The sequence below is a fragment of the Sphingomonas sp. Ant20 genome (assembly GCF_000783375.1).
Taxonomy (GTDB): domain Bacteria; phylum Pseudomonadota; class Alphaproteobacteria; order Sphingomonadales; family Sphingomonadaceae; genus Sphingomonas; species Sphingomonas aerolata.
On sequence record NZ_JRVI01000046.1, the window covers coordinates 109,835 to 136,388 of the forward strand.

Consider the following 26,554-nt stretch of genomic DNA (forward strand, 5'->3'; position numbering starts at 1 on the left):
ACAGCTCTACCCGCGTCACGACCGGACGGATTGGGGGCAGGTCGATACGATCGTAACGATGTCGGCAGCGCGGGAGGCGCTCGACACAGTTATCCCGTAATGACCGCAGGCATCCGCAGTCCAGCGCAACGTTTATTCGGCCTTTCCGTCAGCGGTCGGGTCTTACCTTGCCAAGCAGGGCGCGGCCCGATAGTTTGCACCGCTTTCTGTCACGCGCCCGATCCCGTCTTTCGACGGAGGAAATTGCGAATTGACCGACGTCTTGCGGCGGTTTGTCCACCAGAGCTTCGAACTCTCGAAATCCGCACCACCAGTCGCTCGATCATATCTTGTTGCTGCGCAAGCAGCGCATCTTTGTCAGCGTCACTCCAAACAATGCGCGGGGAAAAGGCATCTGCAGGGTGATCAGATACCCACGCTGGCTGCAACCTTATCCGCCACCCCGGTGAGCAATTACAAAACAGCCCTCCGGCTTAAGTTATATAAGACTGCAATGTCCTTTCTAGTTTTAACATATTGTACATCTTTCCTACCATTCTCTTAGTTACACCATCTTTCGTAGCGTCCCTGACATTAGCGAGTGCGGCATACACGTCTGCGATACCATAATCACCGATTATAGACGTCTTAAACTGGGCGTCGTAGTCCAACTCTATGGCCTCCATCATAAGCACCGGGCCAAAATTCTCTACATAGCGTGGCAAAAGGAATCCGTCGCTTAGCCCGCGCGCGCCATCGTAAGAATGTTCAGCAGTCGGCCCTCCCGCATCTGCTTAGGCAATGCCCGGCAGAAATTGATAACCGATATGTCGAGCAGGGGATTCACAGGCCAAATACCGCGCCGCATGAACATGTCCGCACGACTGACCGCCGCCAAAATCGACGACGAACTTGAGAAGCCACTAACTTCCCATTCTTCCCGATGAAAAGTGTGCTCCTTCGTCAGCTCGTCTCCACCGATACCCGTTATTACGATATCTGAATTCTGCAGTCCGTGCCGCTCAATGGTATTGATGCAAGGCATCCGGTACAGATCGTCATAGGGCGTCACTCGGCATTCGGCGAAGTCCAGCGACAATGTCGGCAGCGGATCCCAAGATATGCCGTCATGGTCGTTTAGGCCGAACAGATCGACTAGTTCACGCCGCCGTTGACGTTGTTGGACCCCGATGGCACCAGGCTGGATGACACCATAGCTGGTCAAAGACCCGCGAATTTCCGCCGCTGCGATTGCCACGCACGATGAGTCCATTCCACCACTGATTTCGAGTAGAGGGGATAATGACCGGCTGAGATTGCGGGACATTGCGGCCCCAATTAGTCGCACGAACTCGTCCGTCGCCCGGGCTCCGTCTGTGAACGCGGAGGACAAGACGATGTCGGGGTCGGGCATGGCGGAGAAGCGCAGGCCGTGTTCGTCAAAAGTTGCCTGTTCCCCTGGCCACAGCATGTACACGTTCTGCAGGATTTGCTCGCGCGTTTGCGACTTTCCATGATCAAGATAAATACGACATGCTTCAATATTAGGCTTTGCTGGCCCCGCCGCCCGAGCAGCGACTTCAAATTTCCAAGACGCGACAAGCGTGCCATGGCCGTGCGAGATGTAGAGCGGACATGTGCCCGCCATGGTGCGTAAAACGTCAACCTGCGGCCCACGATCTTTCGACATCTGGACCCGCATACCTTCAAACGCGTCAAAACTCCGCGTCAACGATGCCCTGCTTTCTGCTGAAATCACATCCGCGAAAGGGTCTTCGTCTTCGCCAACCCAAACCTCGCGCATTGCCGGGGTGCACAGTACAGACGCAGTGAGGTGTTTCGTCTCGAATGGTTCGAAGACACTATCTCCTAATCCGATCCGTTTCCCATTGGAAATGAGATCCCGACCTACATCGCTCAAACTTACGTTAAAACGAGATCATCACAAATCCAGAGAAAAAAAAAGGCGCCCGATCAAGGGCGCCTAGGTCAGAAGGTAAATGCTTTATTCCTAAAGCTTTAATTAACGAAAAAAACCGGAGGTATCGTCCGGAATATCGCGAGGTTTTTTAGTCTCAATTGGCTCATAAGTTCCGCCGCTGACTTTCACGAGTTCCTCGGACTTAAGAGTCCGGATTGGATTCTGGAAAATAGAAGCGGTTTTTTTATCGTTACGAGCACGAAACATAATCTTTCCTTTGCCAAGTCGGTATAGCACCAACAGGCAGACTTTATTTTCGTTAATGCTTATGTCAAGAGAGGAAGTTTGTCATAGAACCTTATTGGAAATTCGTTCTGAAAAACCGACCAAAATTGATATGAACAATTCCAGCAGTTGAGAAAACCACGGAGATCACATGAGCTGGACCAAACCACTTAACGGGAAAATGACAGAAAAAGGCTGCCCTACGCAAGCGACTGTCTCGACGAGGAATGGGTGATCAGCGCTCTGCAGCCACACGGGGTTGGTTCATTTTGCCGACATCCAAGACCGTGAGGGCGGGCCTGCCCTTGTCGAACGTCGCCGCGCCACCTATGCGTTGCCAAAATAGCAGATCAAGTGGGGCGCTAGGATGAGCGTTCTACAACTACACCGCGATCGAGATACAATATTCGTTCCGCGCTTTCTATCGTTTCCCTACGATGGGCGACGATGACGCGAGTGATACCCATTGCAGCAACTGCCTGGTTGATCTGACGCTCGCGCGTCTCGTCTAGGCTGGATGTTCCTTCGTCCATGATTAAAATCCGAGGTCTGCGATAAAGCGCGCGAGCTAGGAGCACACGCTGACTCTGGCCGCCGGATAGCGCTGCCCCCCATTTCACCGACGAGCGTTTCATATCCCATCGGCATGGCCTCGATGTCATCGTTGATCGCAGCAATGCGGGCGCATTCACGAATGAGAGACACATCCGGATACTCGTCAAAAAGGGAAATGTTCTCGCTCAGCGAGCCGCCAAACAATGTATCGTCCTGCAGCACCGCCGCGACTTGCGTATGGTAGGATCGATAACCGAAATCCTGTAGCATCATCCCATCGACTAAAATGTTACCGCTGGTCGGTTTGGTCAGTCCAAGAAGAATCTGGACAAGGGTTGATTTTCCTCCCCCGGAAGGACCAGTTATGGCTATAGACTCGCCAGCCTTAACTGTAAGGTTTACGCCATTCAAAACGTTAGGATCGTCGTCGCCATATCGGTAGCACACGTCTTGTAGCTCTATCTTGCCCTTGAGGGTCAGTCCTGCATCACGATTAGTTGCAAACGTGATATCCTCAGAAGCAAGCGCGATGTCTGAGAGTCGGTTTAGGTGCAGGCCCAGCATCTTAAAGTCGGACGCCTTCGTAATTAGTGAGGCCGCGGCAGTTAAGAACTGTGCCTTGTACGCTAGGAAAGCAAAGACCATCCCGACACTGAAGCCACCTTGGATTACCATTCCTACTGATAGCCAAACGCTGACAATGTTCTCTAATGAGAATAAGGTAGCTTGAAGCGTGGTCTGCCAATTAGTCAAACGTTGCGACCTGACATTGCCGTTGACCGCGTCTGTCAATCGCGATTGCCAGAGGGCATGCCGCAATGTTTCGCGGCCTGCGAGCCGCAAGGACCGAATGCCCCGTATCGTTTCAATCAGAACGGATTGTTCACGGCCAGTTGCAATTATCATCTCCTCCTGCGCGGTACGTTGCGAACGAAAGAGGACGATCCTAATCAATGCGTATATCGTCAACGCGGTCAGCGCGACCAAAGCTAAAAACGGCGGAGTAGGCGAACATCAATACAAGAGTTAATCCCGCAAGAGCACCGTCGACGAGTGTTGCAGGCGCGTCCTCCGCTAGCATTTTCCGAATCGGTATGACCGACTGGAATCTCGACAGTATATCGCCGACCTGACGTCGGCTGAACCATTCAGTTGGCAACCTGAATAGCTTTCGCGCGACGTTAGATGATAATCCATACCCAAAGGACGATCCGACGGCTAGCAGTACCGTCGATCGAAGTAGTATTGCAACCCCGTTCAAAACTGTAAACAGTCCGAATCCCAAGGCCAACACGCTAAGGAAACTGATATTAAGTTCGGGTAACGCGCTATCAATCGCAAGCTGAATATAATAAGGCGAGACCAAGGCGAATATCTGAATTACGAGGGACAGAAGTATAACCTGTGAAACCGCGCGCTTTAGGCCCCGTATCCTAGTCCATAGCTTCGACAGGCGTAGATGCTGATGGACGTCGCCCTTTTCGAATTCAGATGTTGGCTCAACCTCCAAGGCTACGCCCGTAAAGAACTTTGAGACCTCACTTAGCCGTATCCATCCGCTTTTACCTGCGGGATCATGAATTAAAGCCTTTCTATTGGAGAGCCTTTCCAGCACAACATAATGGTTCATGTTCCAATGAAGTATAGTTGGGAGCGCGAGTGCGCCTAGATCGTTCATTTCGACCTTAACCGCCCGCGACGTAAGCCCAAGACGGTCCGCGATCGTCATCAAGGATCGAAGCGAAGCACCGCGCGTCGAGGGCACGAACCTGCGGCGCATTACGGCCATGTCAATGTTGAGCCCATGGTAGCTCGCGACCATTGTCAGGCAAGCGAGCCCGCATTCTGCCACTTCTGTTTGGTGAACGTGCCGAACGCGCGCGCGCGCAAAGATACCAAGGTCGAGAGTGTCAGCTATCATTGTGCTGCCGCGAACAAGGGGTCGAACAGCCATTGGACGAGAGAACGGTTCTCAACGACGATCCGGGCGGTAAAGGTCATACCCGGAAGAAGCGCCTGTCGCCGACGATAAGCGGTCACAAACGGCGATCTTATCGAGGCCGTCGCAATGTAAATCGGCGTTGAGTTGCCTTCCTTGTCTGCCTTCATCAAAGGTGCATTCGATACGACTGCAATAACTCCCTCAACTGTGCCGAACCGTTCATAAGGGTAGGCGTCAATTGCTAGGCGGACCGATTGACCGTCTCGGACAAACCCGGCGGCTTTGCCAGGTATGTAAAGACGCGCAATCAAATGTCCGCTTGACGGCACGATCGCCATCGTTGCGTCCTCCGCGTTTACCGTATCCCCCATGTGGATATTCAATGCCGCGACTTTGCCATCAGCTGGCGCAACTAGCGAATAGCCTTCGTCGCTCCGGGAGGCTACGCGATCGCGATCCACTTGTGCGCGTGATGCGTCGAGCGCCGCCGTCGCGGCGAACGCATTTGCTGCAGCTTCGCTGCTTGCTCGTTTGGCCTGCTCTATGCTCGAGACCTTCGCAGCCTTTGTCTGTTTCAGGGCGGCCAGTTGCTGTTGACGCGACAACAAGATTTCTTCGCGGGCTGAAAGATCACGCCGACTTATGAAACCCCGGGTCGCGATCTGTGTGGCCTGTGAAAGGTCGGCTTGCGCCATGTCGATCAGTCTCTCTTCCGCAGCAATTTGAGCGTCGATATTAGCGATTTCTTCATGCAACCCGGTAATTTGAGCCGAATATCCTTGTTGTTGAGCAACGGCGGCGGTGCGCCCTAGTCCCTGCTGGTCCCGCAACCCTTGCCGCTGTTGCTCAATCGCAGACAGGATCGCGGTCTGCTTGCCGACGCCCGATCGATCGGCCTCCTCAACGCGGATCCACGCCAGCCGATCGCCCTTCCGAACGGATTGACCTTCTCGAACCGAAATGCCCTCCACTCGTCCGGATCGAGCCGGAACAATCTGCAGAATGCCGGCTACGGGTAGTATCGATCCGGATGCGATCTCGGTACGAGAATAGTTCGCCGACATTAGAAAAGTAGCTGCGGCTGCCATAATGGTAGCAAGAAACAATGCAATCAGCTGCCAACTCATGGGAATGGCGAGGTTGATAGTGCCTGGAAGGTCTTCCATCTTTTGAGTGAGAACTTCTTCGCGAAACAGATCCATCAATCCTCCGGTGCGTCTCGAGGCTACCCTCTTCCCGCTATTACAGTACCTTCAATAAGATCTTCAAATCAAATGCGAGTAATTACTTAACCCGCAGCTTAGCCATGTAGCCGCGTAGGGTGGAGGAGATTGTGCCAATATATTTTTACCGGGCGTGAGGTGCCTCGACGCTACGCGCGTCTCGGCGCCTCTGCATATTTAGGTGCGTTAATCGGCGTACTGCAACCGTCAACGAACGTAAACCGACCTTTCAACAGCCTCGATCGATTAAGGCGCGGGCGGCGGACCACCTGACTTCTCTGGTTTAAAGAGCAACTGGAGATTGGAGGCTGCAGCGGCCATGGTGAACTCTTCCGCGGCTCCAACGGGGGGCAAAGTCTAGGTGTTTGATCCCACGGTTTGATGGTGCGATCCTTTCGTTAGAATGGAAGGAAGCAGTATGGGACAGGTACGTCACGGGAGCGCCACGACCACGCACGCCGTCAGAGCAGCGATACAGCGATCGGAAGCTTCGCTCTCGACGCTGAGCCGGGAGCTTGGGATCAACCCGAAGACGGTGGCGAAGTGGCGTAAGCGAGCGACGTTTGAAGATTTGAAGACCGGGCGGAAGGCTCCTCACTCCACAACCTTGACCCAAGCCGAGGAGGCAGCGGTCGTCGCATTCCGGCGCCACACACTCCTGCCGCTCGACGATTGCCTCTATGCGTTGCAGCCGTCGATGGTTGTAGAAGGCGATCCAGTCCATCACCTCGTCCTTGGCCAGACGCCGCGTGTCGAAGCGCATGCCATGGAGCCGCTCGACCTTTAGCGAGCCGAACAGCGTCTCGGTCACGGCGTTGTCCCAGCAATCGCCTTTGCGGCTCATCGAGCTGGTCATCTTGAACGCAGCGATGAGCTTGCCGTAATCGTTGCTAGCATATTGGCTACCGCGATCGGAATGGTAGATCAGGCCCGGCGCGGGATGGCGCCGAAACCAGGCCATGCGCAACGCATCCATTACCAGTGTCCGTGTCATGCGCTCGCCCATTGCAAAGCCGACCACCTGCCGGTTGAACAGGTCGATCACCACGGCGAGGTAAAGCCAGCCCTCTTCGGTCCAGATGTAGGTGATATCGCCCGTCCATACCTTATTTGGCGCATCTACGGTGAAGTTACGCGCCAGCAGGTTCGGCGCCACCGGCAGATCATGTGCGCTGTTCGTGGTTGCCTTGAACCGCCGCTTGCCACGGGCGCGCAGGCCGCAGGCCTTCATCATTCTGCGAACGCGCTCCTTGCCTGCCCGGATGCCGCGCGTGGCAAGCTCGCGCCATATCCTGGGCCAGCCATAGGCCCCCTTCATCCCGGTGAAGACCGCTTTGATGTGAACCGCCAATGCCGTGTCGCTGAGCCGGCGGTTTGGCTGGTTCGGTCCGCCATCTGCGGCTTGGCGTAATCGGTGCTGGTGATAGCCGCTGGCGCTCACCTGCAAGACGCGGCACTGGACTATGATAGGCCAGATATCGCGATGTCGCTCGATAAAGGCGTACCTCACCGCGACTCCCTCGCGAAGTACGCCGTCGCTTTTTTTTAAGATGTCGCGCTCCATACGCACCCGCGACAGCTCCGCCTTCAGCCGCGCAATCTCCATCTGTTCGGCGGTCAGATCCTTGCCCCGAACGTCCCGGAGACGACCTGCGGCCTCTGCTTTTACCCAGTTATCCAGCGATTGCGCAGACACGCCCAGCGTCCGCGCCGCTGACGCCAGCGTCTCTCCGCCCCGCACCAACCGCACCGCTTCCTGTTTGAACTCAAGCGTGTAGCGCGCCCTCACTCCGTCCTTCATGCAAATATCCCTCTGCTGATCGATTCCTATCAGCCAAGGGAGACGTCAGGCAGGGGCAAGGTCAATTCATCGTTGGAAGAACGGGATTTTCGGAGCCTAGCCCGTCTTAAAGAGGTGATTGTCTGCACCATCGTGCGAACCAAGGCGATAGCGGAAAGGACCGCACAGGAAGCCACTACCGTAAGCTCGATCCAGAACTGAATCGGAGATTCCGATATCGTCTTGCCATGCGTGACCGTTTCGGACTGGACAGCCGACACGACCCATCCGGTAGTGGCTGCAAAACATGAGAAAAGCACCAGGTGCATCGTAATTCTGGGATGCTTAGCGAAGAACCCGTCGGGTTGCCGCTCAGGCGCGATGCTCTCTTCCACCCCCGTGGCCACATGCCATCCGGCTCTGAGTATCAGCACGATGCATATGACGATCAGGCTGCCAAACAGCCACATCAGCATTTCCGGAGATAGTTGGCCGTCACCCATGCACGTTCAATACCGGAAAGTTATAGGCTTCCGATTAATGGCAATTCGTGAACCGCGTCGGTCCTCCTCTAACGGCTACATTTAGGCGTTACCCGCCGATGATTTGGGATATCGCTAGATATGCAATCACCACAAACACTGGGCCGCATACAGCGACGGTGAGGCACGGATGACGGCGCGACCACTTGCCGAGAAGCTTCTCCCCGGCCACGCCCCCCGACTAGTCCTACGATGATATCGTCCAACATACCGCCTTCTCTCACGCTTCCGCCGAGGCGATCAACATCCATTGTTCAGGGGCCTTATCAGATTCAGCGTTCCCAATTAGGAAGGTCGAGTGGGAATCTCCAGCTCAACACCCTGAAGAGCACTGGCGTTTGGTGCCGTTTTCTCGAAATCTGTTCCCAAATCGATTTTCTCGAAATGGCCTAAACGACACGGGAAAATGGGAATTCTTAGCTGGCCGGTTTTGGCGACGCGGAACGACGTCCAGTTTCGAACCTGACCGTCCTTCATTGAGCGATCGCGGCCGTGCTTCAGTCGCGTATCTCCTAAGTTACGCGACAGTGTACTCGGCGTTTGTTCGTGCTCTTACGCTGATGTCGCAAATGTCTGTTGCACAATCTCTTTATTATGATACAATTTTTGCGACATGCTGATCGGCTACGCCCGTGTGTCCACTGACGACCAAGATCTCCGGCTGCAACGCGCTGCGTTGAAAGAGGCCGGATGCGAGCGGACGTTTGAGGAGAAGATCTCGGGCGCGAAGCGTGACCGGCCCGAACTATCCAAGATGATCGAGCAGCTGCGCAACGATGACACGGTGGTGGTGACGCGGCTCGACCGACTGGCACGCTCCACCCGCGACCTCCTCGACATTGCTGAGAAGCTAAAGGAGGCCGCGCCGGCCTGCGCTCGCTAGCTGAGCCCTGGGCAGATACGACCTCGCCGGCGGGTCGCATGGTGCTGACCGTGTTCGCCGGCATTGCCGAGTTCGAGCGCGAGTTGATCCACCAACGCACCAGCAGCGGACGGGTAGCGGCCAAGGCTAGGGGAGTGCGCTTCGGGCGCCCGCCCAAGCTAACCTTCGATCAGATCGCGCTAGGCGAGCGATTAGTGAGCGAGGGCACGTCCGTGCGGGAAGCTGCCAAGCTGCTCAAATGCCACCATGCGACGCTCTACCGGGCGCTGACCGCCGCGGCGTCGGGATTAGAAGCCTGATGCCGATCCGTCCCGAACACCTGTTCCTTTATCCAATCGACTGGCCGCAGCTGTCGCAGCTCGTGCGCTTCGTCAGGGCAAAGGGACGGTGCGAGCATTGCGCGCGTCCACATGGCCAGAGAGTCTTCCACCTGGGAGACGGGCGATGGTGGGATAGGAACCGGCTATGCTGGCGTAACGGCAGGGGCCGGCGCGTGGGGCGGCCGAAGGAGAACATTCTGATCCAAGGCCGGTGGACACCGGTGGTGCTGGCCTGTGCTCACCTCAACCATGATCCGAGTGACAGCGCACTTCGCCAGCTGGCGGCGCTTTGCCAGCGATGCCACATGATTTACGATGGCCCCGAACATCGTCGCCGACGCTGGATGAACGCGCATTATCAACGCGCGCTCGGCGACCTGTTCTACGGGCCATATCCGATGCGGGGTGCCGACTGGATCACACCGACCCCGATCAGCATGCTCGATGACAGCCGGTCTCTATACACTCAGGTACGATAGGGCCGGATCTCTCACGCGTTCCGAATTATGCCTTGGCTAGCGCATAGTCCTGAACCAGCACCTTCTCGGGCACATGCCATGCCCCAGCGATCTTGCGGATCATAGGGAGTGTGAGTGCGCGATGACGCGCTAGTATCTCAGTTGCCCGTGACTGGCCGATCAGCGCTGCCAATTCAGCACGCGTGTAGCCGTTCATCTCCATTGCCGCCTCGATCGCGCGCACCGGATCAAGAGGCTCGATAGGCCAGCGACGGCTTTCATAGCTTTCGACCAACGTGGCGAGCACGTCGAGCCGATCGCCGGCATCGCTACCTTCTTCTGCTCCCCACAGCGCCTCGATCTCTCGCAGCGCTGTTTCATGGTCTTCGTCGGTCCGGATAGGCCGAATATGCATCGCACCAGCTCCAATAGGCATCGTCAAAACAGGCTCACCGTCACGGCATCGATCTTATCGTACTCGGCATGCGTCCCAACGAACTTGATAAAGGCAATCGACCGTTTCCAATCAAACGCCACCACCATACGATAATCACCGCCTGCCACCTCGAACCGTACCCGCTCGCCGTTGAGCGACTTTGCTTTCCGGAGGTCAGCAACGACATCCAGGGGGCTTTCCCAACCAGCCGCCCCGACGACCTCATGCCAGTGCCTCAAAGAGGCTTCTGTAGTGGGGTGCTTCGTCCAGAACGCGATCAGCTTGTTCCTGGCGATAATCCTCATACCAATCACTTAAAATTTCCCGCCCCGGGAAGCAAGGGAAATTTCCCACCATGGGAAACAAGCTTGAGGCGATCGTTTGAAGCGGGCCAACCAAGGAGGATGCGCTGGTTTGACGAAGGATGCGGGGCTAGGGTCGGTTGGGGAGACAATTTGCCTTGACTGATACCACGCTGTTTACTGCCGGAAGCCTGCTTACCAGCGACTATCTGACACAAGGTATTACCGAAACTCCCGACTATGTCGCCGTCGACGTAACCGTGCTGACGGCTACGCTTGGCGCGCTGTTCGATGCCTTCCCCGCCACGACCCAGCCTAATGAAGCTCAGACGGAGGACGACCTGATCTGGCCAGTGCTCGCCGCGCTCGGCTGGACCAACGTGCTGCGTCAGCAGAACCTTACCGTGTCGGGCCGCGAAGACGTGCCCGATGGCCTGTTGTTCGCCGATGCCGCCTCCAAGGCGCTGGCCAATAGCGGTGCGCAGGAATGGCACCGGTACGGCCACGGCCTAGCGGTCGTGGAAAGCAAGCGTTGGGGTCGCCCACTCGACCGAGCCGGCCGCCGCGACGAGGCCACAGCCCCCTCGACACAGATGCTCCGCTATCTGCGCCGCATCGACGACCTGACCAGCGGCAAACTACGCTGGGGCATTCTGACCAATGGTGGGCGCTGGAGGCTCTACTGGGCCGGCGCGCGGTCGGTGTCCGAGGAATTTCTTGAAATCGATCTAGTCCGTGTGCTTGGCCGTTCGGGCGATGGCCTGTTTGCCGACCCCGACGATCGCGAGCATTGGTTGCGCGTCTTCGCGGTCATGTTCGGTCGCCCCGCATTCCTCGCCGACGCCGGCGGCATGACCTTCCACGCCCGCGCGATGCGCCAGGCCGCCTTCTATGAGGAGCGCGTCGCTGCCAGCCTGGCGACGTTGGTCTTCACCGAAGTGTTCCCTGCCATCGCCAGTGCCATCACTCGCGCCGCCCCGACCGCACCGTTGCAGGAGGTACGCGAGGCGAGCCTCGTCCTCCTCTATCGCCTGTTATTTCTACTCTACGCTGAGGATCGCGGACTGCTGCCGGTGCGCGACCGCCGCTACGACGATTATGCGCTACGTCCGCTGCGCGAGGATATCGGCCGACGCATGAGCGAAGGCGATGCCTTTTCCACCAGTGCTTCGTCGATCTGGAACAGCATCGGCGAGCTGTCGCGAATGATCGACAAAGGTGACGCCTCAGTCGGCCTGCCACCCTATAACGGCGGACTATTCTCGGCTGAAAAGACGCCGCTACTCGACCGCATCCGTATCCCCGATGCGGTGATGGCGTTGACGATCGACGCATTGTCGTTCGAGCGGACGGGGGTGCTACGCCGCTATATTAACTACCGCGATTTGTCGGTGCAACAGCTCGGCAGCATCTACGAACGCCTGCTCGAACACGAGCTGACGGTTGAGGGGGGTGAACTCAGCGTTCGCCCCAACGTCTTCGCGCGCAAGAACAGCGGCAGCTATTACACACCCGATGCTCTCGTCGGTCTGATCCTCGATCAGACATTGGAGCCGTTGATCGCGGAACGGCGCGATGCCTTCAAGACTGCGCTCACCGCGCTACGTCCGGACGACAGTGAGGATTATCACCGCCGCGAACTCGACGTGACCGATCCGGCAGAAGCCATTCTTGGTCTGCGCGTGCTCGACCCGGCAATGGGATCGGGCCATTTCCTCGTCAGCTTAGTTGACATGCTGACCGACCACGTTCTCGACGCCATGGCCGAGGTCGCCGTTGCCGGCGCCGCGCTCGATCATCGCTCGCCACTGGCGGACGAGATTGTCAAAACGCGAAACCGCATCCTCGGCAATGCCCGTGCTGCGAATTGGGCGATCGAGGAAGCACAGCTCGACGACCGCCACATCGTCCGCCGCATGGTGCTAAAACGCTGCATCTACGGCGTCGACAAAAACCCGATGGCGGTCGAACTGGCAAAGGTGGCGTTGTGGCTGCACACCTTCACCGTCGGCGCGCCACTGTCGTTTGTCGATCATCACCTGCGCGCGGGTGACAGCTTGTTCGGCCTGTGGGTGCACGACGCGATCGACCGCGCTGAAGGCTGGGGCGGCGGGCAGTTACTTTATGCCGGTCCCTTACGTGAGGCGCAATCGGCAGCGGCGGCGATGCAGATCATCGAGCGGTTGACCGATGCTGAGATCGCCGAAGCGCATCAGTCCGCCGACACCTTTTACGGCGTGCAGCAGCAGGTCGCACCGCTCGACGGCTTCATGGGCGTCCTTCACGCCCTTGACTGGCTCGACCTTAAAGGACGCGAGGACAAAGCGGCGGTTCGGGCATGGCTGGACGGCGTGTTCGGCGATCCCATCGCGATCGCTGCAGGGAAAGCGTTACCCCGTTTCGGCAAAACCGCGTTTGAGAAGGAGAAGAGCGGTGATCGCTTGCGAAATCAGGCGTTCAACCCTGGGGAGCTCCTCGAACCTGCTACCCGGATACTTGCCCGCGCCCGCGCGCTGATCGAGGACGAACGTTTCCTCAACTGGCAAGTCGCCTTTCCCGGTGTGTGGACCGAATGGTCGAGCGGCGAGCGCCGCGGCGGTTTCGATGCGGTGGTCGGCAATCCGCCGTGGGACCGGATGAAACTTCAACAGGTCGAATGGTTCGCTGCACGCCGCCCGGAAATCGCCCGCGCCACCCGAGCGTCCGATCGGGCACGTATGATCGCGGCGTTGAAGAAGGACGGCGATCCACTCGCTGCCCACTTCGCGCTAGCAGACGAACGTGCGGGGGGTGCCTTGCGGATGGCGCGCACCGCCTATCCGTTGCTGGGACGTGGTGACGTCAACATCTACAGCCTATTCGTGGAACGTGCCCATGCGCTGGTGAAGCCGAACGGCATGGTCGGGTTGCTGACTCCTAGCGGCATCGCCTCGGACTTGTCCGCTGCGCCCTTCTTTCGCGGTGTGGCCACCGGCGGACATCTTAAGGCGCTGTTCGATTTCGAGAACCGCCGCACCCGCTATGGCAAAGAGCCATTTTTCCCTGACGTCGATAGCCGATTTAAGTTCATCGCGATGGTGTCCAGCCCGCAGCGCACTTTTCCGGCAGCATTGTGCGCTTTCTTCCTTCAGGACGTTACCGAGATTGCTGATCCCGAACGTGGTTTCGCGATTCCAGCGAAAGGGTTCGCCGCGGTCAATCCGAACACCGGCACTGCACCCATCTTCCGCTCACGTCGCGATATGGAACTGACCACCGGCATCTATTCCCGCTTGCCGGTGCTGATCGATCGGTCTGGCGGCACGTCGGTAGCGGCATGGCCGGTTCGCTACGCCCGCATGTTTGATATGACCAACGACAGCCACCTGTTCCGCACCCTCACGGAATTGGAAGAGCGCGAAAGCGCATGGCCAGTCGGCGGCAATCGGTTCGGTTCGGCAACGGGGGAATGGGTGCCGCTATATGTCGGTCGCATGATCCACCAATTCGATCACCGTGCTGCATCGGTGATGGTCAACTCGGACAATCTTCACAACGCGGCATTCAGCGGCGACGTGAGCTTAGCAGAGAAGGCAAATCCAGCGTTTTTTGCCTGCGCCGCAGTTTTGGGTGCTGGATGCCGACGCCAGCGGCCATCAGTCGGTGATCGCATTCCGTGACATCGCGCGGGCAACAGACGCTCGGACGATGATAGCGGCACTGATTCCGAGCCCAGCAGCCGGCAACACGGCGCCGCTGATCCGGTTGGATATGCCGCAGAACCAACAGGCCTTGCTGCTGGGTAACCTAAACAGCATCCTGTTCGATTATGTAGCCCGACAAAAAGCACAGAGCACGCACCTTACTGGTACATCGTCGAACAGCTCCCAGTCGTCCCGCAGGCCGCCTATGACCGTCGCTTCGGCAGCCACACCGCCGCCGATATCGTCCGCGCGAGCGTGTTGGAACTCAGCTACACCGCGCATGACCTTGCCCCGTTCGCGCGAGGCCTTGGCCATGTCGATGCGGACGGCGCAGTGCTGCCTCCTTTCGCCTGGGACGAGGAACGGCGTCTGCGGTTGCGGGCGCGGCTCGATGCACTGTTCTTCATCCTCTATGGCGTCATCGATCGCGACGACGTGCGCTACATATTCTCGACCTTCCCTATCGTCGAACGCGAGGAAACGGCACGCTGGGGTCGCTATCGCAGCCGCGACCTGACGCTGGCCTGGATCAGCGCTCTCAATGCCGGACAACCCCATGCGGAGATCGACGCATGACCGCCACCCCCCAGCGCCTGTGGCTGGTCCGCCTCGGCCGCGATGGCGAGCATGAACCGGAGGCGTTAGACCAAAACCTGCTCAACATCGGTTTCAGCATGGTCCGCGACTTGTCTGGGGCGGGTACACGCGATCAGGTGCTGGACGTGGTGCGCCAGACATTCCCCGATGCCAAAACGGCTGCGCAGGGAAATTACGCCGCACAGATCAACCAGTTCGTCAACACCATCGCTGAGGGCGACCTAGTCGTTTCGCCTCTGAAGAGTCTGGGCAAGATCGGCATCGCCCGCGTCACCGGTCCTTATCGCCAGCTGCCCGACGGCCATCCCGCGCGCTCGATCGAATGGCTGACCACCGACCTGCAGCGCGACGCCTTCCGCCAAGATCTGCTCTACAGCTTCGGCGCCTTCATGACGGTATGCGAGATTCGGCGGAACAACGCGCTAGCCCGCGTCATCGCCGTGCTGAAGACCGGTCGCGACCCGGGCGATGGCGTTGAACCTGTCGTTTCCCCTCGCCGAGCGACTGCTGGCGTGCCGGTCGCGGAGGAGCCGGTGGCGGAAGAACAGCTCGATCTCGAACAGATTGCCCGCGACCAGATCGAACGCCGCATCTCGTCCAGCTTCGTGGGCCACGACTTCACCCGCCTGATCGCTGCGATCTTAACGGCGCAGGGCTACCAGACCCATGTCTCCCCACCCGGTCCCGATTCCGGCATCGACATAGTAGCTGGCCGCGGCGCTCTCGGTTTTGAAGGTCCGCGCCTCGTCGTGCAGGTAAAGAGCGGCGACGTCACCGTCGATCAGCCTACTTTACAAGGGCTCCTCGGTTGTGTGCAGGACACACATGCTGATCAAGGCCTGCTGGTAAGTTGGAGCGGCTTCAAGTCTACGGTGCGCAAACGGACCAACGATCTCTATTTCCGGGTCCGCTTCTGGGGCCGAGATGAAATCGTCAGCGCATTACTGGACGTTTATCAGCGCCTACCGGAAGCGATCCGTGCGGAACTACCATTGCGTCCGATCTGGACGCTGGTTGCGGAGGGCGAACCTGGGGCGTGACGCATCGAAGGGAGCTGCCGCGCCACCTCATCTCACGCGACAGGTTTATCTTTTTTAGGGAGCCCAGCTCGGTTGAGAGGCGATGCGCGATCGCGTAGGCCATCCTCATAATCAAGGAGCATGACGTGGCCAAAACGATCAGCATATTCAACAATAAAGGCGGAGTAGGTAAGACTACTTACCTTTATCATGTATCGCATTTGCTGTCACAGCGAGGCTCTACTGTTCTTATGGTCGACTGCGATGGGCAATGCAATCTAACCGCGTACAGCCTTTCTGATAGTGATATCAAAAAAGCATGGAGCCCGGCCGGGAACAGTATATTTCGCAATATCGAGCCCGTTTATAGGACGACTGGAGATATTCGAGCACGCGGTCCTTCGCCAGTCATAAATGCCAAAGGCGAGTTGTACATTGTACCGGGCGATCTCAAACTCAGCGACTTTGAAGACCGTCTTGGTGACACGTGGAGTGGAGCCAGAGGCGGCAGCGAGCCTGATCTGCGAGCCCAATCCGCGCTTCATCGCTACATACAATGGGCAGCTGAAAAGGTTGGTGCCGATCTTGTAATGATCGATCTTGGTCCAAACCTCGGTGCACTCAACCGCGCTGTTCTTGCTACCAGCGACTATTTTATAACACCCGTCGCCCCTGACCTATTTTCAATCCAAGGCACCGAAAATCTAGGTGCAAAGCTGGTTTCCTGGCGGAAGGATTGGGATCTGATAAATGCCTCATGGAATGATCCCGAATTATCCATTCCTCGTGGACGGCCCACATACTTGGGATATGTTGTTCAGCGCCATAATATTAGATCTAACGCAACGGGTATGACTGCTGGTTGGCAAATATACGGGAACGATCTAGAACCAGCTATTCAGAATAATATTGTAGCAAAGCTTGGTCCTTTAAACCAAGTGGCAGACTGGGAGGATTACAAGCTCGGTCAGATACCAAATCTTCATAGCTTAATTCCATATTCAATGGATGCAAAGAAGCCTATCTTTTACTGCAACTCTTCCGATGGACTGCGTGGAGCACATATCGCAACGGCGCGTGACTCCGCCGAGCACTTTCGTGAGATCGTCGAAACAATTGAAGAGGTCTCGACCTGGTAGATATTTGCAAACTAAGCATGCTTCTGAAATATTCGCCGATAGAGTATTGGATAATGATCCAATACTCTATTTACCACCAAGATCATGTCGCCACGGTAGTGAAATATAAAGATCCCTGACAATCGCAAACCGTTCCTCGAACGGGGGCAGGTCCGATATTTCAAGTTTGAGCGTATCCCAATCCGCCTGTGCTCGTTTTGCGATTTCTGGGTCATCGATCGATGCTATATCTGGATTGATACTGCGAGTGTGGCACTTCTTGATCAGCGTTGTCAGGATCTGTGTTCGATCTTCGTCGCCCAGCTCATTGGTTTCAACGAGAAAGGCGATGTCATAGACATCCTGGCGTCGGTATCGATTCCGAATAGGCTGCTGGAGCAAAGCTCGAAATTTCTCGGCGATCAACTCGTGCAGCGTGAACGCGCGCACGGCAACGCCAGCATCCGTGAGAGTCAGCTCCTGGAAGGCATAGACCTGATCGCGGAAGCTAATTTCCATATCTAACACACGGCTAGCCTGACCGATGTCGAGCCACTTTTCCTCGCCGGTCCCACGCACGGCTGAGCCGATCCGCACGAGCAAGGCCGGAAAATCATGCTCCTCAAAATTCTTGGCTTTCGGCATCTTCTTCACTGACTGCACCCGGCACCGCAGGTCAATATAACCGAGGGTAATCGCGGTCTTCGGCAAAAGCGCGTTCAGTTCCTCTACCACGAGCTCGGTGAAGGCTTCGGGGTCAGCATCGGCGCTAAAATCCACATCTCCGGTCACACGCTCGCTTTTGAAAGCCAGCGCCATGACCGCGCCGCCCTTCAGCACCAAGGTTTTCTTCAGGTTCGGCGCGACGCCGATCGCGGCCAGCACGATCTCCGTCACCTGCCGATCCCGGTAGCGAACCTGGTCCGTCTTTGCCGCTTCTACCCATGCCCGAACATCGACATCGACGATCTCGGTCCGCTCTCCTTCGGGAGCCTCATCAATTTCAGACATTCAGAGAAATCATCCATCGTTCGGAATAGGTCGGGGCATACGGGGCGTCCGGATTGAGCTTACGTGATCCCCCACGCTGCGCGAACTGCTCCCAGCCGTCGATCCGGCCGTCTTCTATCTCTAGAACCTCAGAAAGCAGATAGCCGGCACGAACCTTGACCATCTTGGATTCCATTTTGTCGACTTCGCCAATGATCTGATCCGCCCATTGCTCGGCATCTCGTTCCCATATGTCGATCACATGGCGGATACCGCCACACAGCGCTGGCTCAGAAAGCATATCACCAAAGGTGCGGCCAATGGACGTAATACGCGTCTTCTCGCCCCGAACCTCTACAGGTTTCGCGGGGTGACTGGATTCATGCACAATAACAGGCCGACGACGTAGTTCTCCCTTGAAGCCCAAGCGCAGAAGCAAGGGATGCTCACCGTCGGGTGGGCCGCCAAGATCCTCAACCATCTTTCGATCCCGCAACATGTTCCAAACAGATCGCGCGGGGGTCGTGAGGTGCAGCGCTTCGGGGCTGCGATCGGTCAAGCCATACCGCTGCATCGCTGAGAGGTGAGACACATAGCAAAAGGGATCGACGATGCAGGCGACCTCCTCGGCCGACCCGCTACGCGTGGATTGAATTACGCGCCATACGCCAGAACGAAAGTCGGCATCAGCGGTGATGGATTTGCGGGCTTCAAGACGGCGAATAGCGTTTCGAGCGCGGATCTGATCCCAGCCAGTCGGCAGTCGTTTCAGCGGTTCGCCTGCCCACTCCTTTGCATCAAGAAGCTTCCTGCCAAGCGCAAAAAATTCATAGTCGGTGACAATGGGAGCGTCATGGTCGAGCAGCGCTTTGTCGAGGCCGTCATTAAAGTTCATGTCGTATCACTACCCCTATGTCCTAAGGACATAGGGGTAGTGATACAGAGGGTCAACGGTTTTTGCTTAGATAAAGCGGTAGCTTAAAGCATTGACAAGTACGGTAGCGGAGTGCTTATGTCCTTAGGACATAAGCACTCCGCTACATGACCAGTCCGATTGTGATCTTCAGGTTTTCACCTCAACGCGGCACCGCCTAGACCGAGGAGGAAGGTAGACTTTTGCCTCGACTTGCCACGTCGGCCCGGGTGTCAAACTATAGTGGCTGGCGACAACGCATTGTTGACATCCTGTCGTGCATACCGTCGATCTAGAACAGATGTATGGATCTGGGGGCTGAGCGGCGCATGACGGCAGAGATCGCGATTCTAAATCGGACTGCCGTCGCGCTGGCGGCGGACAGCGTGGTCACGCTAGCAGGGTCTTCGGGTCGTAAGACATACGATTCCGCAGAAAAAAATCTTTCAGCTGTCGCGGTTTCAGCCAATCGGCTGATGATCTACAACAATGCTCAATTTATGAACGCGCCGCTCGAGGTGCTGGCGCGATCCTATCGACAGCAGCTTAGTTATAACGCCTTTACCCGGTTGGAAGAGGTATGGGACGGTTTTTCAGCCTTCCTCTTGGAATTTAGCCACACTGAAGAAGATGAGGACGAGCACCTGCTGGGATTTGCCGGTGCCGAGCTCGACCAGCTCCGCTCGACCCATTTCAACTACATGGTCGACGCCGTTGGAAGACGACGACGCGACCCGGACGGTGGCGAAGGCGTGGTTCGAAGAGCCGTAGCCGCACGGCGCGCAGAGGCTGATAGGGCACGCAATCCGGACTATCTACAGGACCGGACAGTAGCGGAGTTCCGCCGACGTTACGGGAGCGTAGTTGATCCCGTGATCGACGTTGCGCTAAGCGGACTCGTGCTCGACGACGCGTTCAGGTCTGAAATCCATGAAATGCTTTTTGCCCTAATCCGATCGCGGATCAGAACGCTACTTTACACTGGCTTTGTGTTCGCCGGTTTCGGCAAAGACGATATCTTCCCTACGCTGCACTGGGTCGAGGCCGACGGTGTCTACTTCGGCATGTTCCGGATCGTTGCCTCTGGCGTACGCGACATCGATCGTCGTGGTCCGACGGCGGCTGTTGTACCGTTCGCGCAGACCGACATGGCAGAACGGTTCATGTTTGGGATCGATCGAGGCTTCGAGCTCTCGCTCGGCAAGATGGTCGAGAGTATAGTGACAAAACTGGTCGAAGGACGTCCGAGGGCCTTTCCTAAAGCGACGCGCGCGCAGATCGTCGAGGCCGCTAACGAGAATTTCGTGGCCGGGTTGCAGCGTCTGAAGGATCGGTCGGAGCGAACGCTTATGGCAGTAGTTGACCATCTATCGAAGAAGGAGCTAGGCGAGGTGGCGTATTCGCTCGTGGAGCTGACATCCCGTAAGAGGCGCTATTCCGCCGATCTAGAGACGGTTGGCGGGCCAATCGACGTTGCCATTCTCACTAGAAACGAAGGCTTCGTATGGGTCCGGCGAAAGCATTACTTCAATGCTGATCTCAATCCACAATACGGGACCGCGGGCTTGAGGGGAGGCCTTCCATCATGAGCCGGCGTCCCAGTTGGTCCTCTCTTGACCCACGCGAAGCCGAACTTCGATCGCTCTTCGGGCAACTTCCCTCACAAGATGAGATCGTGCAAAGCGTTTCAGAAAGTTTTGCGAGCGATCTGGAGCGTATTTTGAGGTCCGCTCATGATCGCCGTGTTTACGGACCTGCGGCACCGCGCCGTATTCAGGGGTAGGGTCGGGGCCGAAAAACTCCGAGAATGCAGGTTGGATCGACCACGGCAATCTGTCCATGCGTCTTTCGGGTAAAACTACTACCTGGATAAAGGTCACCACCCTCGATAAAAAGGCCACGCACGGTCTGGATCGACCGGAACGGCGCCACCTCCCCGCGTGACCTTGCCTCTTCCGCTTCCGCAGTAATGTTGAGCTCAAGATGGTTGATTACGGCGCAGTCCAGATACCGAAGCTTACGGTCATGATACGGATCGCCGGGTACTTCCTTGTTGCGAGGCATCTCCAGCCCTGCGATTTGCCGCGCATCGCAAAGGCTCCGGTAGGCATCGGCTAGGAGGTCAAGGTCATCACGTAGTGTTAGATCGAGACACTGTCCAAGCATGATGACTGCACCCACAACTGAAGGCATGGAACAGCTTCCAGGCCGGGAAGCCTCCTTCTCCCGAGCCCATTCGAGCGCGCGCCGCGCGTCATTCTCCCAGAAATAGGCACCCGGTCCTAACCAATCGAAATCCTTTGTACTTGGTCGAAAGTCAGCGCCTGCGAGGAGTTGCTGAGCTACTAAACCCGAGCAGCCATGGAAACCGAGAACAATTCCGGCTTCAGGCCGGCTCACCTTTGCTCGGGCTCGGTGGGTCCGCCATAGACAGGTTTGAGGCGACCATCATCCTCATAGATGCCTTCGGAGATAAGCCACTGACGCGCGTCTTCCCGTGTACCGGTGCGCTCAGCTGACCTGCGACGAAGCATGGCGCGGACAGCATCGCGTTCTTGATCGTTCATGAGCTTCCTCCTTATCTAAGCGCTATGCGATTGGCCGCCGAAGCCGCTCGTAAGCGGCAGTGACCATCCCGATCATCATTTCGCGACTGTCATCATTGAGGCGCGTATCGAAGCTCAAGAGCGAAGTAATCTTAGCAAGCGCTTCTGGCTCAGACTTCTGACCTGACACGAATTCATCAGCGCTGAGGCCGGACCATCCGACCAGCGCTGCCAAGCTGTCGACATCAGGCCGCTTGCCTTGCGCTAACCGTGTCAGCGTCGAAGCGCTCACACCAGAGCCGGCTGCTACCTGCTTCCAGTTTAAATCCTTTGCGGTACGCGCACTGTCGAGGGCGCGATAGAACGCTCCAGCATTAAATTCCGATCTCGACACCAGATTTCACTCTTGCAATTGTGGTCTATTATCTTCATGTAAGCATCAGTTGCAGATTCGCAATCGAAAACCGCAATCGACGGAGGTCAAGATGGACACGGACAATCAGCGGAACGGGCGGCGGCGCAACGTCGAGGTGGCAGACGTCGATCTGCAGTTTCGTACAGTAGAAGTTACGGATGATACTCCGACCGGTAGGCAGGTGCTTGCGGCGTGCGATCTGGCACCCCACTCCGACTACATCATCCTGCAGTGGCTTCCGGGCGGCGACCTAGAGGAAATCAGGCTTGAGGAGCAGCTCGACCGCTCGGTGTCCGAAGCGCCTCGGGTAATCGTCGCGAAGGCCGATCGGACTTACCGCTTCCAACTCGACGATCGATCGCTGGCATGGCCTGCCAGTCAGATCGGGGGAGGACGCGTTACGACTGCTTGGCAAGGTCCCGGCTGGAGAAACTATCTTCCTCAGGCTTGAAGACGAAGAGGATCAACCGATCGACAAGGGGTCCTTGGTACCGCTGACCGGCAGGGGCACGGAGGTCTTCTATGCAAAGGCATCGGCGTGGAAGCTGAACGTCCAAGGCGTGGTCGTGACCTTCGACCGGCCACATGTTCGGGTGCGTGAGGCGCTGGGTAAAGCTGGCTTCGACACCACCGTAGCGTGGATCATCATCCTCAAGACCGCGAGCGAGCGACGCCAGGTAGAGCTGGACGATGCAATCGATTTACGAGAGCCGGGGATTGAAAAGCTTCGGCTTACGCCACGGGAGATCAATAACGGTGAGGCCATACAACCAGTGCGCGGCTTCCGACTCCTGCCTGCTGATGAGGCAGGGCTAGATCAGCGGGGTCTTACCTGGTCGACGCTGCTCGACGCTGGACGGCGATGGCTCCTCATCGAAAACATGCGCCTGCCTGCTGGCTTCGCAGCAGCTGAGACGACCATCGCACTGGAGATTCCGATTAGCTACCCGATGGCAGAGATCGACATGTTTTACTGCTACCCGCCGGTTGCGAGAGTCGATGGTTTACCGATCCCGCAGACCGAGGTGCCCCAACCGATCGCCGAACGTATCTTTCAGCGCTGGTCGCGCCATCGGGGCTATGTCGCTCCGTGGCGGCCGGGCGTTGATAATGTACTGACTCACCTTGCTCTCGTGGACGCTTCCCTAACACGTGAGGTTGAGTGATGTCGTTCTCGCTGCTGGCGCTCTGCGGCCGTGATCACGATCGGCTTCGTAACCATCTCTTGCCCGCTGACGGGCTGGAAGCGGCGGCGATCCTACTGTGCACAATCAGCGGCGGGGCCCGGCCAGGACTTTTCGTACGTTCGATAATTCTTGTGCCGTATCTGGAATGCGGCGTCCGCGAGCGCGACGCTTTAGTCTGGCCCGGACAGAAGTTGGCCGAAGCCCAAGCGCAGGCAGAAGACGAGGGTCTTGCTATGATCCTGATCCACTCCCACCCGGGGGGCATGTTTCAATTCTCGCACATCGACGATGCAAGCGACCTCCGGGTACTAGCAGCTGCGCGTGATGGTTGGTGCGGATCGCATCCCGCTACACTTGGTTCGGCCATCATGGTGCCCGACGGTTCGATCAGGGCGCGCACGTTCGAGGAAGATGGTCGCTTCGTAGCCGTTGAGGAAGTGCGGGTAGCGGGTGACGAGATCAAGCATATTTCGCCCAACCAATCGCTAAGTCGCCAGCCAATGGCGTTTGGCGACGGGATGGGAACCGAGCTTCGCCACCGACGCGCTTGCGTGGTGGGCGTTTCCGGTACTGGATCCATCATTGCCGAACAGGCAGCGCGGCTTGGCTTTGGAGGGCTGGTACTGATCGACTTCGACACTGTCGAAGATCGTAACCTCAACCGCATTCTAAACAGCACTTTGCAAGATGCGGCGCTCGGCTCGGCCAAGGTCGATATGTTCGCCCGCGCGGTGCGTGCGTACCGGCCCGACATTGAGGTGGTCAGCGTCAAGGAGTCCATTCTTTCAAGAGGAGCAGTGTTAGCTGCTGCCGGGTGCGACGTAATCTTCTCATGCGTCGACAGTTCAGAAGGGCGGCAGGTCGCTGACCTAGTTGCGCAAGCGTTCCTAATCCCGCTCGTGGACATGGGAGTAACGATCTTCACGAGACAGCTCGCCGACGGCGGTGTGGCTGTCGCCGACGCAGTCGGTAGGATAGATTACGTGCAACCTGGTGCTTCGAGCCTGCTATCTCGCTGTGTCTACACGCCGGACACTCTCCGCGCTGAATATCTTGCACGAGTTGACCCAACCGCGCATGCCGCCGAGGTGGCTGAAGGCTACATTAAAGGCGCACCTCAAGAGGCACCGGCGGTAATCTCGCTCAACATGCGCGCGGCGTCCGAAGCGATGCTCGAATATCTGGCGCGAAGCTTCCCTTACCGCCACGAGCCGGCCTCCTCGTTCGCGCGGTCCGTATTCCGCCTCGGGGATGGCGATGTAGAGCGTTTCGGTGAAGCAAGTTTCCCGCCTGATGAACTCGGGCTTACGGGTGCAGCGGCGCAGGAACCTTTGCTCGGAATGCCTGGGCTATGTGAGCCGTGACCGCTCTCTTGTCACGCTTTCGGCAATGGTTCGACCATTCTCGCCAGTGGCTTGCGCGAATCCGCGGTGGCCAACCTGCTGTCACTCTCGCGTTTCACGAGGGTGATGAACTGCCTAATCAGTTGCCTCTGAATCAACTGATCGTTGCACAGGAGGATGGCGTTCGGTGGATGGCTGGGATGAACTGTCCCTGCGGCTGCGGACAGCGCCTAGAAATGATGCTGTTGCCGGCCGTCAAGCCGCGCTGGACCCTTTCATTTGGTCAGCGTGGTGGCCCAACACTCTATCCTTCCGTATGGGCGCGGAGCGGATGCCGCGCACACTTCTGGCTTAAAGATGGAGAGGTACATTGGTGTCGGTAGCTACGACCGCTCAAGCCTAAACAGTGTCGCGTGTGCCGAGTGGCCCTCTTGAGTTAAGCGACAAACGCTTTCCATCAACAACGGATTTTAGAGTCTTTGGGCATGAGCAGAAAATTAGACTTCTTGTCTCGGCTCATCGGAGCCACGATGTATCAATTAAGTAATAACCAGCGATCATACTGTTGAGATATTGCAAGAGTTAATATAATAGGGTAAGCGCCAGCCTATTTTCGTTTGCCAACACGACCAACCAAAGTAGCTTGATTCTAACGGGAGTTTAGAAGTGCGGCGACTGATTTTCTGCTTCGACGGCTCTTGGAACAAGCTCGATACCAAGGCACATCCCACTAACGTCGTTCTGCTCGCTGAGAGCGTCTTGCCAGTAGATCATCGGGGCGTTCAGCAGATTATCTACTACGACGAGGGAGTAGGGACTGCCTCCGATGAAACGTTTCGAGGCGGAGCCTTTGGTAAAGGCCTCGTGCAGAATATTCGCGAGGCATACCGCTTCTTGATCTTCAACTATATGGTTGGTGACGAAATTTTTCGTATTCGGATTCAGCCGCGGCGCCTTCACAGCTCGCTCCTTCATCGGCTTCATACGCGCCGTTGGCATTTTGAAGGTCAACGACGCCAACCAGATCAGCGAAGCTTGGGCGTATATCAGAAATATGCCGCCCGTGACGGCGACACTCCCGACCTCCTCAAGTTTCGTGCGAATTATTGTCCGGAGCTTTGCATTACTGAAGCTGAGCGCGAGTGGCGGCAGGCGAATGGCGGCCTGCGGGTAATGCACTGCCTGTCCTTCGCATCCGCTATTGCGGCGTGTGGGACACAGTAGGAACTTTAGGCTGGAAAGCCGTGTCGGCGGTCGTGGATCGAAGCAAGGACAAATCTTACGACGATCATGACATGAACCTGAGTGAACTGGTTGAGGCTGGACGCCACGCGGTCGCCCTTGATGAACGCCGCGTCCACTTTCTCCCGACGCTTTGGCGGAATGTCTCCCAGTCGAATAAACACGTCGGCAAGCTCGAACAGGGTCGAGACGCGCCGTACCAGCAGAAGTGGTTCGCAGGCGATCACGGGTCGGTTGGAGGTGGAGGGCCGGAGCGTGGCCTATCGAACGCCGCGTTACACTGGGTTCTACGCGGCGCCATCCGGCAGGGGCTTTCTGTCAATCTCGCCGGCCGATCGCAACTCGATGACATTCGCTACAATGCCCGTGCGCCGCTTCACAATACGCAGGATGCAGGTTTGGAAGCGGGACGACTTGGTATCGGATCGGTCAAAGCCGTTTTGGGATGGGTGAAGGGTGTGGCGCTTACCGCCACCCGGTCCGGCCCCACCGATATGGAAGACATACACCCATCCGTTCTGCGGCGGTGGTTCACAAAGGCTGAGGAATTGCCGGAAGGCCGTGCTTACCGCCCGAAGGCGCTCGCTAGTCTTTCAGCAGAGATCGAGCGGGAACGATCCACCTTTGCCGCGCCAGCCGATGAAGCAGTATTCGCACGACATACCGTGGTGGAAGGCGAAAACCTGTCAGAAATAGCGCATACTCATCTCGGTGCCGGACGGCGCTGGCGAGAAATCTTCGCTCTAAACCGGGATGTGCTCGACGACGAAGATGACATTTTTCCCGGTGACCAACTACGTCTACCTCCATTGAAAGACATTTTAGGCCGTAGCAGCCCATCCGTCGACCAGACCCCACACTGATGGTGCATCGTA

23 protein-coding genes and 4 pseudogenes are annotated in these 26,554 nt (G+C 57.2%); 12 read left to right on the plus strand and 15 right to left on the minus strand.

The window, feature by feature from the left end:
• Window positions 1-718: 718 nt before the first annotated feature.
• From NI18_RS08230 to NI18_RS08240, 5 genes and pseudogenes are all read right to left on the minus strand, one after another.
• Window positions 719-1,783, minus strand: coding sequence for an asparagine synthase-related protein (locus tag NI18_RS08230; protein WP_128082135.1), 1,065 nt, complete (start codon window positions 1,781-1,783; stop codon window positions 719-721).
• A 764-nt stretch (window positions 1,784-2,547) separates the two neighbouring features.
• On the minus strand, window positions 2,548-2,892 hold the full coding sequence (locus NI18_RS27930) for an ATP-binding cassette domain-containing protein (protein ID WP_347574826.1): 345 nt from the start codon (window positions 2,890-2,892) through the stop codon (window positions 2,548-2,550).
• Window positions 2,893-2,935: 43 nt separating this feature from the next.
• A pseudogene (locus NI18_RS26695) lies at window positions 2,936-3,727 on the minus strand (ATP-binding cassette domain-containing protein); the annotation flags it as partial.
• Complete coding sequence (locus tag NI18_RS26700) at window positions 3,687-4,562, minus strand: cysteine peptidase family C39 domain-containing protein (protein WP_306286295.1); 876 nt, start codon at window positions 4,560-4,562, stop codon at window positions 3,687-3,689. The gene NI18_RS26700 and the pseudogene NI18_RS26695, both read right to left, overlap by 41 nt.
• Window positions 4,563-4,657: 95 nt before the next feature.
• Window positions 4,658-5,884: an HlyD family efflux transporter periplasmic adaptor subunit gene (locus tag NI18_RS08240; protein ID WP_084215107.1), complete on the minus strand. Its 1,227-nt coding sequence runs from the start codon at window positions 5,882-5,884 to the stop codon at window positions 4,658-4,660.
• 439 nt (window positions 5,885-6,323) lie between these two features.
• Between NI18_RS08240 and NI18_RS26705 the strand changes: the two are divergent.
• Window positions 6,324-6,602: pseudogene (locus NI18_RS26705) on the plus strand (IS481 family transposase); the annotation flags it as partial.
• Here the strand turns inward: NI18_RS26705 and NI18_RS22225 are convergent.
• Together NI18_RS22225 and NI18_RS08250 are read right to left on the minus strand one after the other, a co-directional pair.
• Window positions 6,594-7,706: pseudogene (locus tag NI18_RS22225) on the minus strand (IS3 family transposase); the annotation flags it as partial. The pseudogenes NI18_RS26705 and NI18_RS22225 overlap by 9 nt on opposite strands.
• A gap of 29 nt (window positions 7,707-7,735) precedes the next feature.
• Complete coding sequence (locus tag NI18_RS08250) at window positions 7,736-8,188, minus strand: hypothetical protein (RefSeq protein ID WP_128082136.1); 453 nt, start codon at window positions 8,186-8,188, stop codon at window positions 7,736-7,738.
• 652 nt (window positions 8,189-8,840) lie between these two features.
• On the opposite strand from NI18_RS08250, the pseudogene NI18_RS08255 reads away from it, so the two are divergent.
• Window positions 8,841-9,409 (plus strand): annotated as a pseudogene (locus tag NI18_RS08255) (recombinase family protein).
• Entirely contained in the window at window positions 9,409-9,909 is a 501-nt protein-coding gene (locus tag NI18_RS08260; RefSeq protein WP_306286296.1) for a hypothetical protein, read from the plus strand. The pseudogene NI18_RS08255 and the gene NI18_RS08260 overlap by 1 nt, the downstream one beginning before the upstream one ends.
• 25 nt (window positions 9,910-9,934) lie before the next feature.
• Here NI18_RS08260 and NI18_RS08265 read toward each other — a convergent pair whose 3' ends face one another.
• Both NI18_RS08265 and NI18_RS08270 read right to left on the minus strand, forming a co-directional pair.
• The gene (locus NI18_RS08265) at window positions 9,935-10,324 is read right to left on the minus strand and encodes a transcriptional regulator (RefSeq protein ID WP_306286304.1); all 390 of its coding nucleotides are present in this window, start codon (window positions 10,322-10,324) and stop codon (window positions 9,935-9,937) included.
• A gap of 2 nt (window positions 10,325-10,326) precedes the next feature.
• Window positions 10,327-10,629: a type II toxin-antitoxin system HigB family toxin gene (locus NI18_RS08270; RefSeq protein ID WP_037529302.1), complete on the minus strand. Its 303-nt coding sequence runs from the start codon at window positions 10,627-10,629 to the stop codon at window positions 10,327-10,329.
• Window positions 10,630-10,784: 155 nt separating this feature from the next.
• Between NI18_RS08270 and NI18_RS08275 the strand changes: the two genes are divergently transcribed.
• From NI18_RS08275 to NI18_RS23190, 4 genes are all read left to right on the plus strand, one after another.
• On the plus strand, window positions 10,785-14,285 hold the full coding sequence (locus NI18_RS08275) for a hypothetical protein (protein WP_198526970.1): 3,501 nt from the start codon (window positions 10,785-10,787) through the stop codon (window positions 14,283-14,285).
• A gap of 279 nt (window positions 14,286-14,564) precedes the next feature.
• A complete protein-coding gene (locus tag NI18_RS25580) occupies window positions 14,565-14,885 on the plus strand; it encodes a hypothetical protein (protein ID WP_198526971.1) in 321 nt (106 codons plus the stop codon).
• Window positions 14,882-15,946, plus strand: a complete 1,065-nt coding sequence (locus NI18_RS08280) for a restriction endonuclease (RefSeq protein WP_037529304.1) — start codon at window positions 14,882-14,884, stop codon at window positions 15,944-15,946. Before NI18_RS25580 ends, NI18_RS08280 begins: the two co-directional genes overlap by 4 nt.
• A 125-nt stretch (window positions 15,947-16,071) precedes the next feature.
• The gene (locus NI18_RS23190) at window positions 16,072-17,064 is read left to right on the plus strand and encodes a ParA family protein (RefSeq protein ID WP_084215108.1); all 993 of its coding nucleotides are present in this window, start codon (window positions 16,072-16,074) and stop codon (window positions 17,062-17,064) included.
• A 66-nt stretch (window positions 17,065-17,130) separates the two neighbouring features.
• Here the strand turns inward: NI18_RS23190 and NI18_RS08285 are convergent, their stop codons facing one another.
• Both NI18_RS08285 and NI18_RS08290 read right to left on the minus strand, forming a co-directional pair.
• Window positions 17,131-18,054 (minus strand): nucleotidyl transferase AbiEii/AbiGii toxin family protein, encoded by a 924-nt coding sequence (locus NI18_RS08285; RefSeq protein WP_052149077.1) that lies wholly within the window; start codon window positions 18,052-18,054, stop codon window positions 17,131-17,133.
• Window positions 18,047-18,928 (minus strand): hypothetical protein, encoded by an 882-nt coding sequence (locus NI18_RS08290; protein ID WP_037529307.1) that lies wholly within the window; start codon window positions 18,926-18,928, stop codon window positions 18,047-18,049. The genes NI18_RS08285 and NI18_RS08290 overlap by 8 nt, the downstream gene beginning before the upstream one ends.
• Window positions 18,929-19,275: 347 nt before the next feature.
• Between NI18_RS08290 and NI18_RS08295 the strand changes: the two genes are divergently transcribed.
• Window positions 19,276-20,535: a hypothetical protein gene (locus NI18_RS08295; RefSeq protein ID WP_052149086.1), complete on the plus strand. Its 1,260-nt coding sequence runs from the start codon at window positions 19,276-19,278 to the stop codon at window positions 20,533-20,535.
• A 184-nt stretch (window positions 20,536-20,719) separates the two neighbouring features.
• On the opposite strand, the gene NI18_RS23195 is transcribed toward NI18_RS08295, so the two are convergent.
• The 3 genes from NI18_RS23195 to NI18_RS08300 are packed head-to-tail and all read right to left on the minus strand — an operon-like array spanning window position 20,720 to window position 21,886.
• On the minus strand, window positions 20,720-21,346 hold the full coding sequence (locus tag NI18_RS23195) for a hypothetical protein (protein ID WP_198526972.1): 627 nt from the start codon (window positions 21,344-21,346) through the stop codon (window positions 20,720-20,722).
• Entirely contained in the window at window positions 21,343-21,513 is a 171-nt protein-coding gene (locus tag NI18_RS25585; protein ID WP_198526973.1) for a hypothetical protein, read from the minus strand. The genes NI18_RS23195 and NI18_RS25585 overlap by 4 nt, the downstream gene beginning before the upstream one ends.
• 22 nt (window positions 21,514-21,535) lie before the next feature.
• Complete coding sequence (locus NI18_RS08300; protein ID WP_128082137.1) at window positions 21,536-21,886, minus strand: helix-turn-helix domain-containing protein; 351 nt, start codon at window positions 21,884-21,886, stop codon at window positions 21,536-21,538.
• A 91-nt stretch (window positions 21,887-21,977) separates the two neighbouring features.
• On the opposite strand from NI18_RS08300, the gene NI18_RS25590 reads away from it, so the two are divergent.
• From NI18_RS25590 to NI18_RS08310, 3 genes are read left to right on the plus strand one after another with little or no spacing between them, the layout of a single operon-like run.
• Window positions 21,978-22,358 (plus strand): multiubiquitin domain-containing protein, encoded by a 381-nt coding sequence (locus tag NI18_RS25590; RefSeq protein WP_198526974.1) that lies wholly within the window; start codon window positions 21,978-21,980, stop codon window positions 22,356-22,358.
• Between the two features lie 34 nt (window positions 22,359-22,392).
• A complete protein-coding gene (locus tag NI18_RS25595; RefSeq protein ID WP_198526975.1) occupies window positions 22,393-23,073 on the plus strand; it encodes an E2/UBC family protein in 681 nt (226 codons plus the stop codon).
• Window positions 23,073-24,458: a ThiF family adenylyltransferase gene (locus NI18_RS08310; protein ID WP_037529309.1), complete on the plus strand. Its 1,386-nt coding sequence runs from the start codon at window positions 23,073-23,075 to the stop codon at window positions 24,456-24,458. Before NI18_RS25595 ends, NI18_RS08310 begins: the two co-directional genes overlap by 1 nt.
• A 639-nt stretch (window positions 24,459-25,097) precedes the next feature.
• Here the strand turns inward: NI18_RS08310 and NI18_RS26710 are convergent.
• Window positions 25,098-25,616: a hypothetical protein gene (locus NI18_RS26710; RefSeq protein ID WP_037529310.1), complete on the minus strand. Its 519-nt coding sequence runs from the start codon at window positions 25,614-25,616 to the stop codon at window positions 25,098-25,100.
• On the opposite strand from NI18_RS26710, the gene NI18_RS23210 reads away from it, so the two are divergent.
• Window positions 25,580-26,542: a DUF2235 domain-containing protein gene (locus NI18_RS23210; protein WP_084215111.1), complete on the plus strand. Its 963-nt coding sequence runs from the start codon at window positions 25,580-25,582 to the stop codon at window positions 26,540-26,542. The two genes, NI18_RS26710 and NI18_RS23210, sit on opposite strands and share 37 nt — an antisense overlap.
• Window positions 26,543-26,554 lie beyond the last annotated feature (12 nt).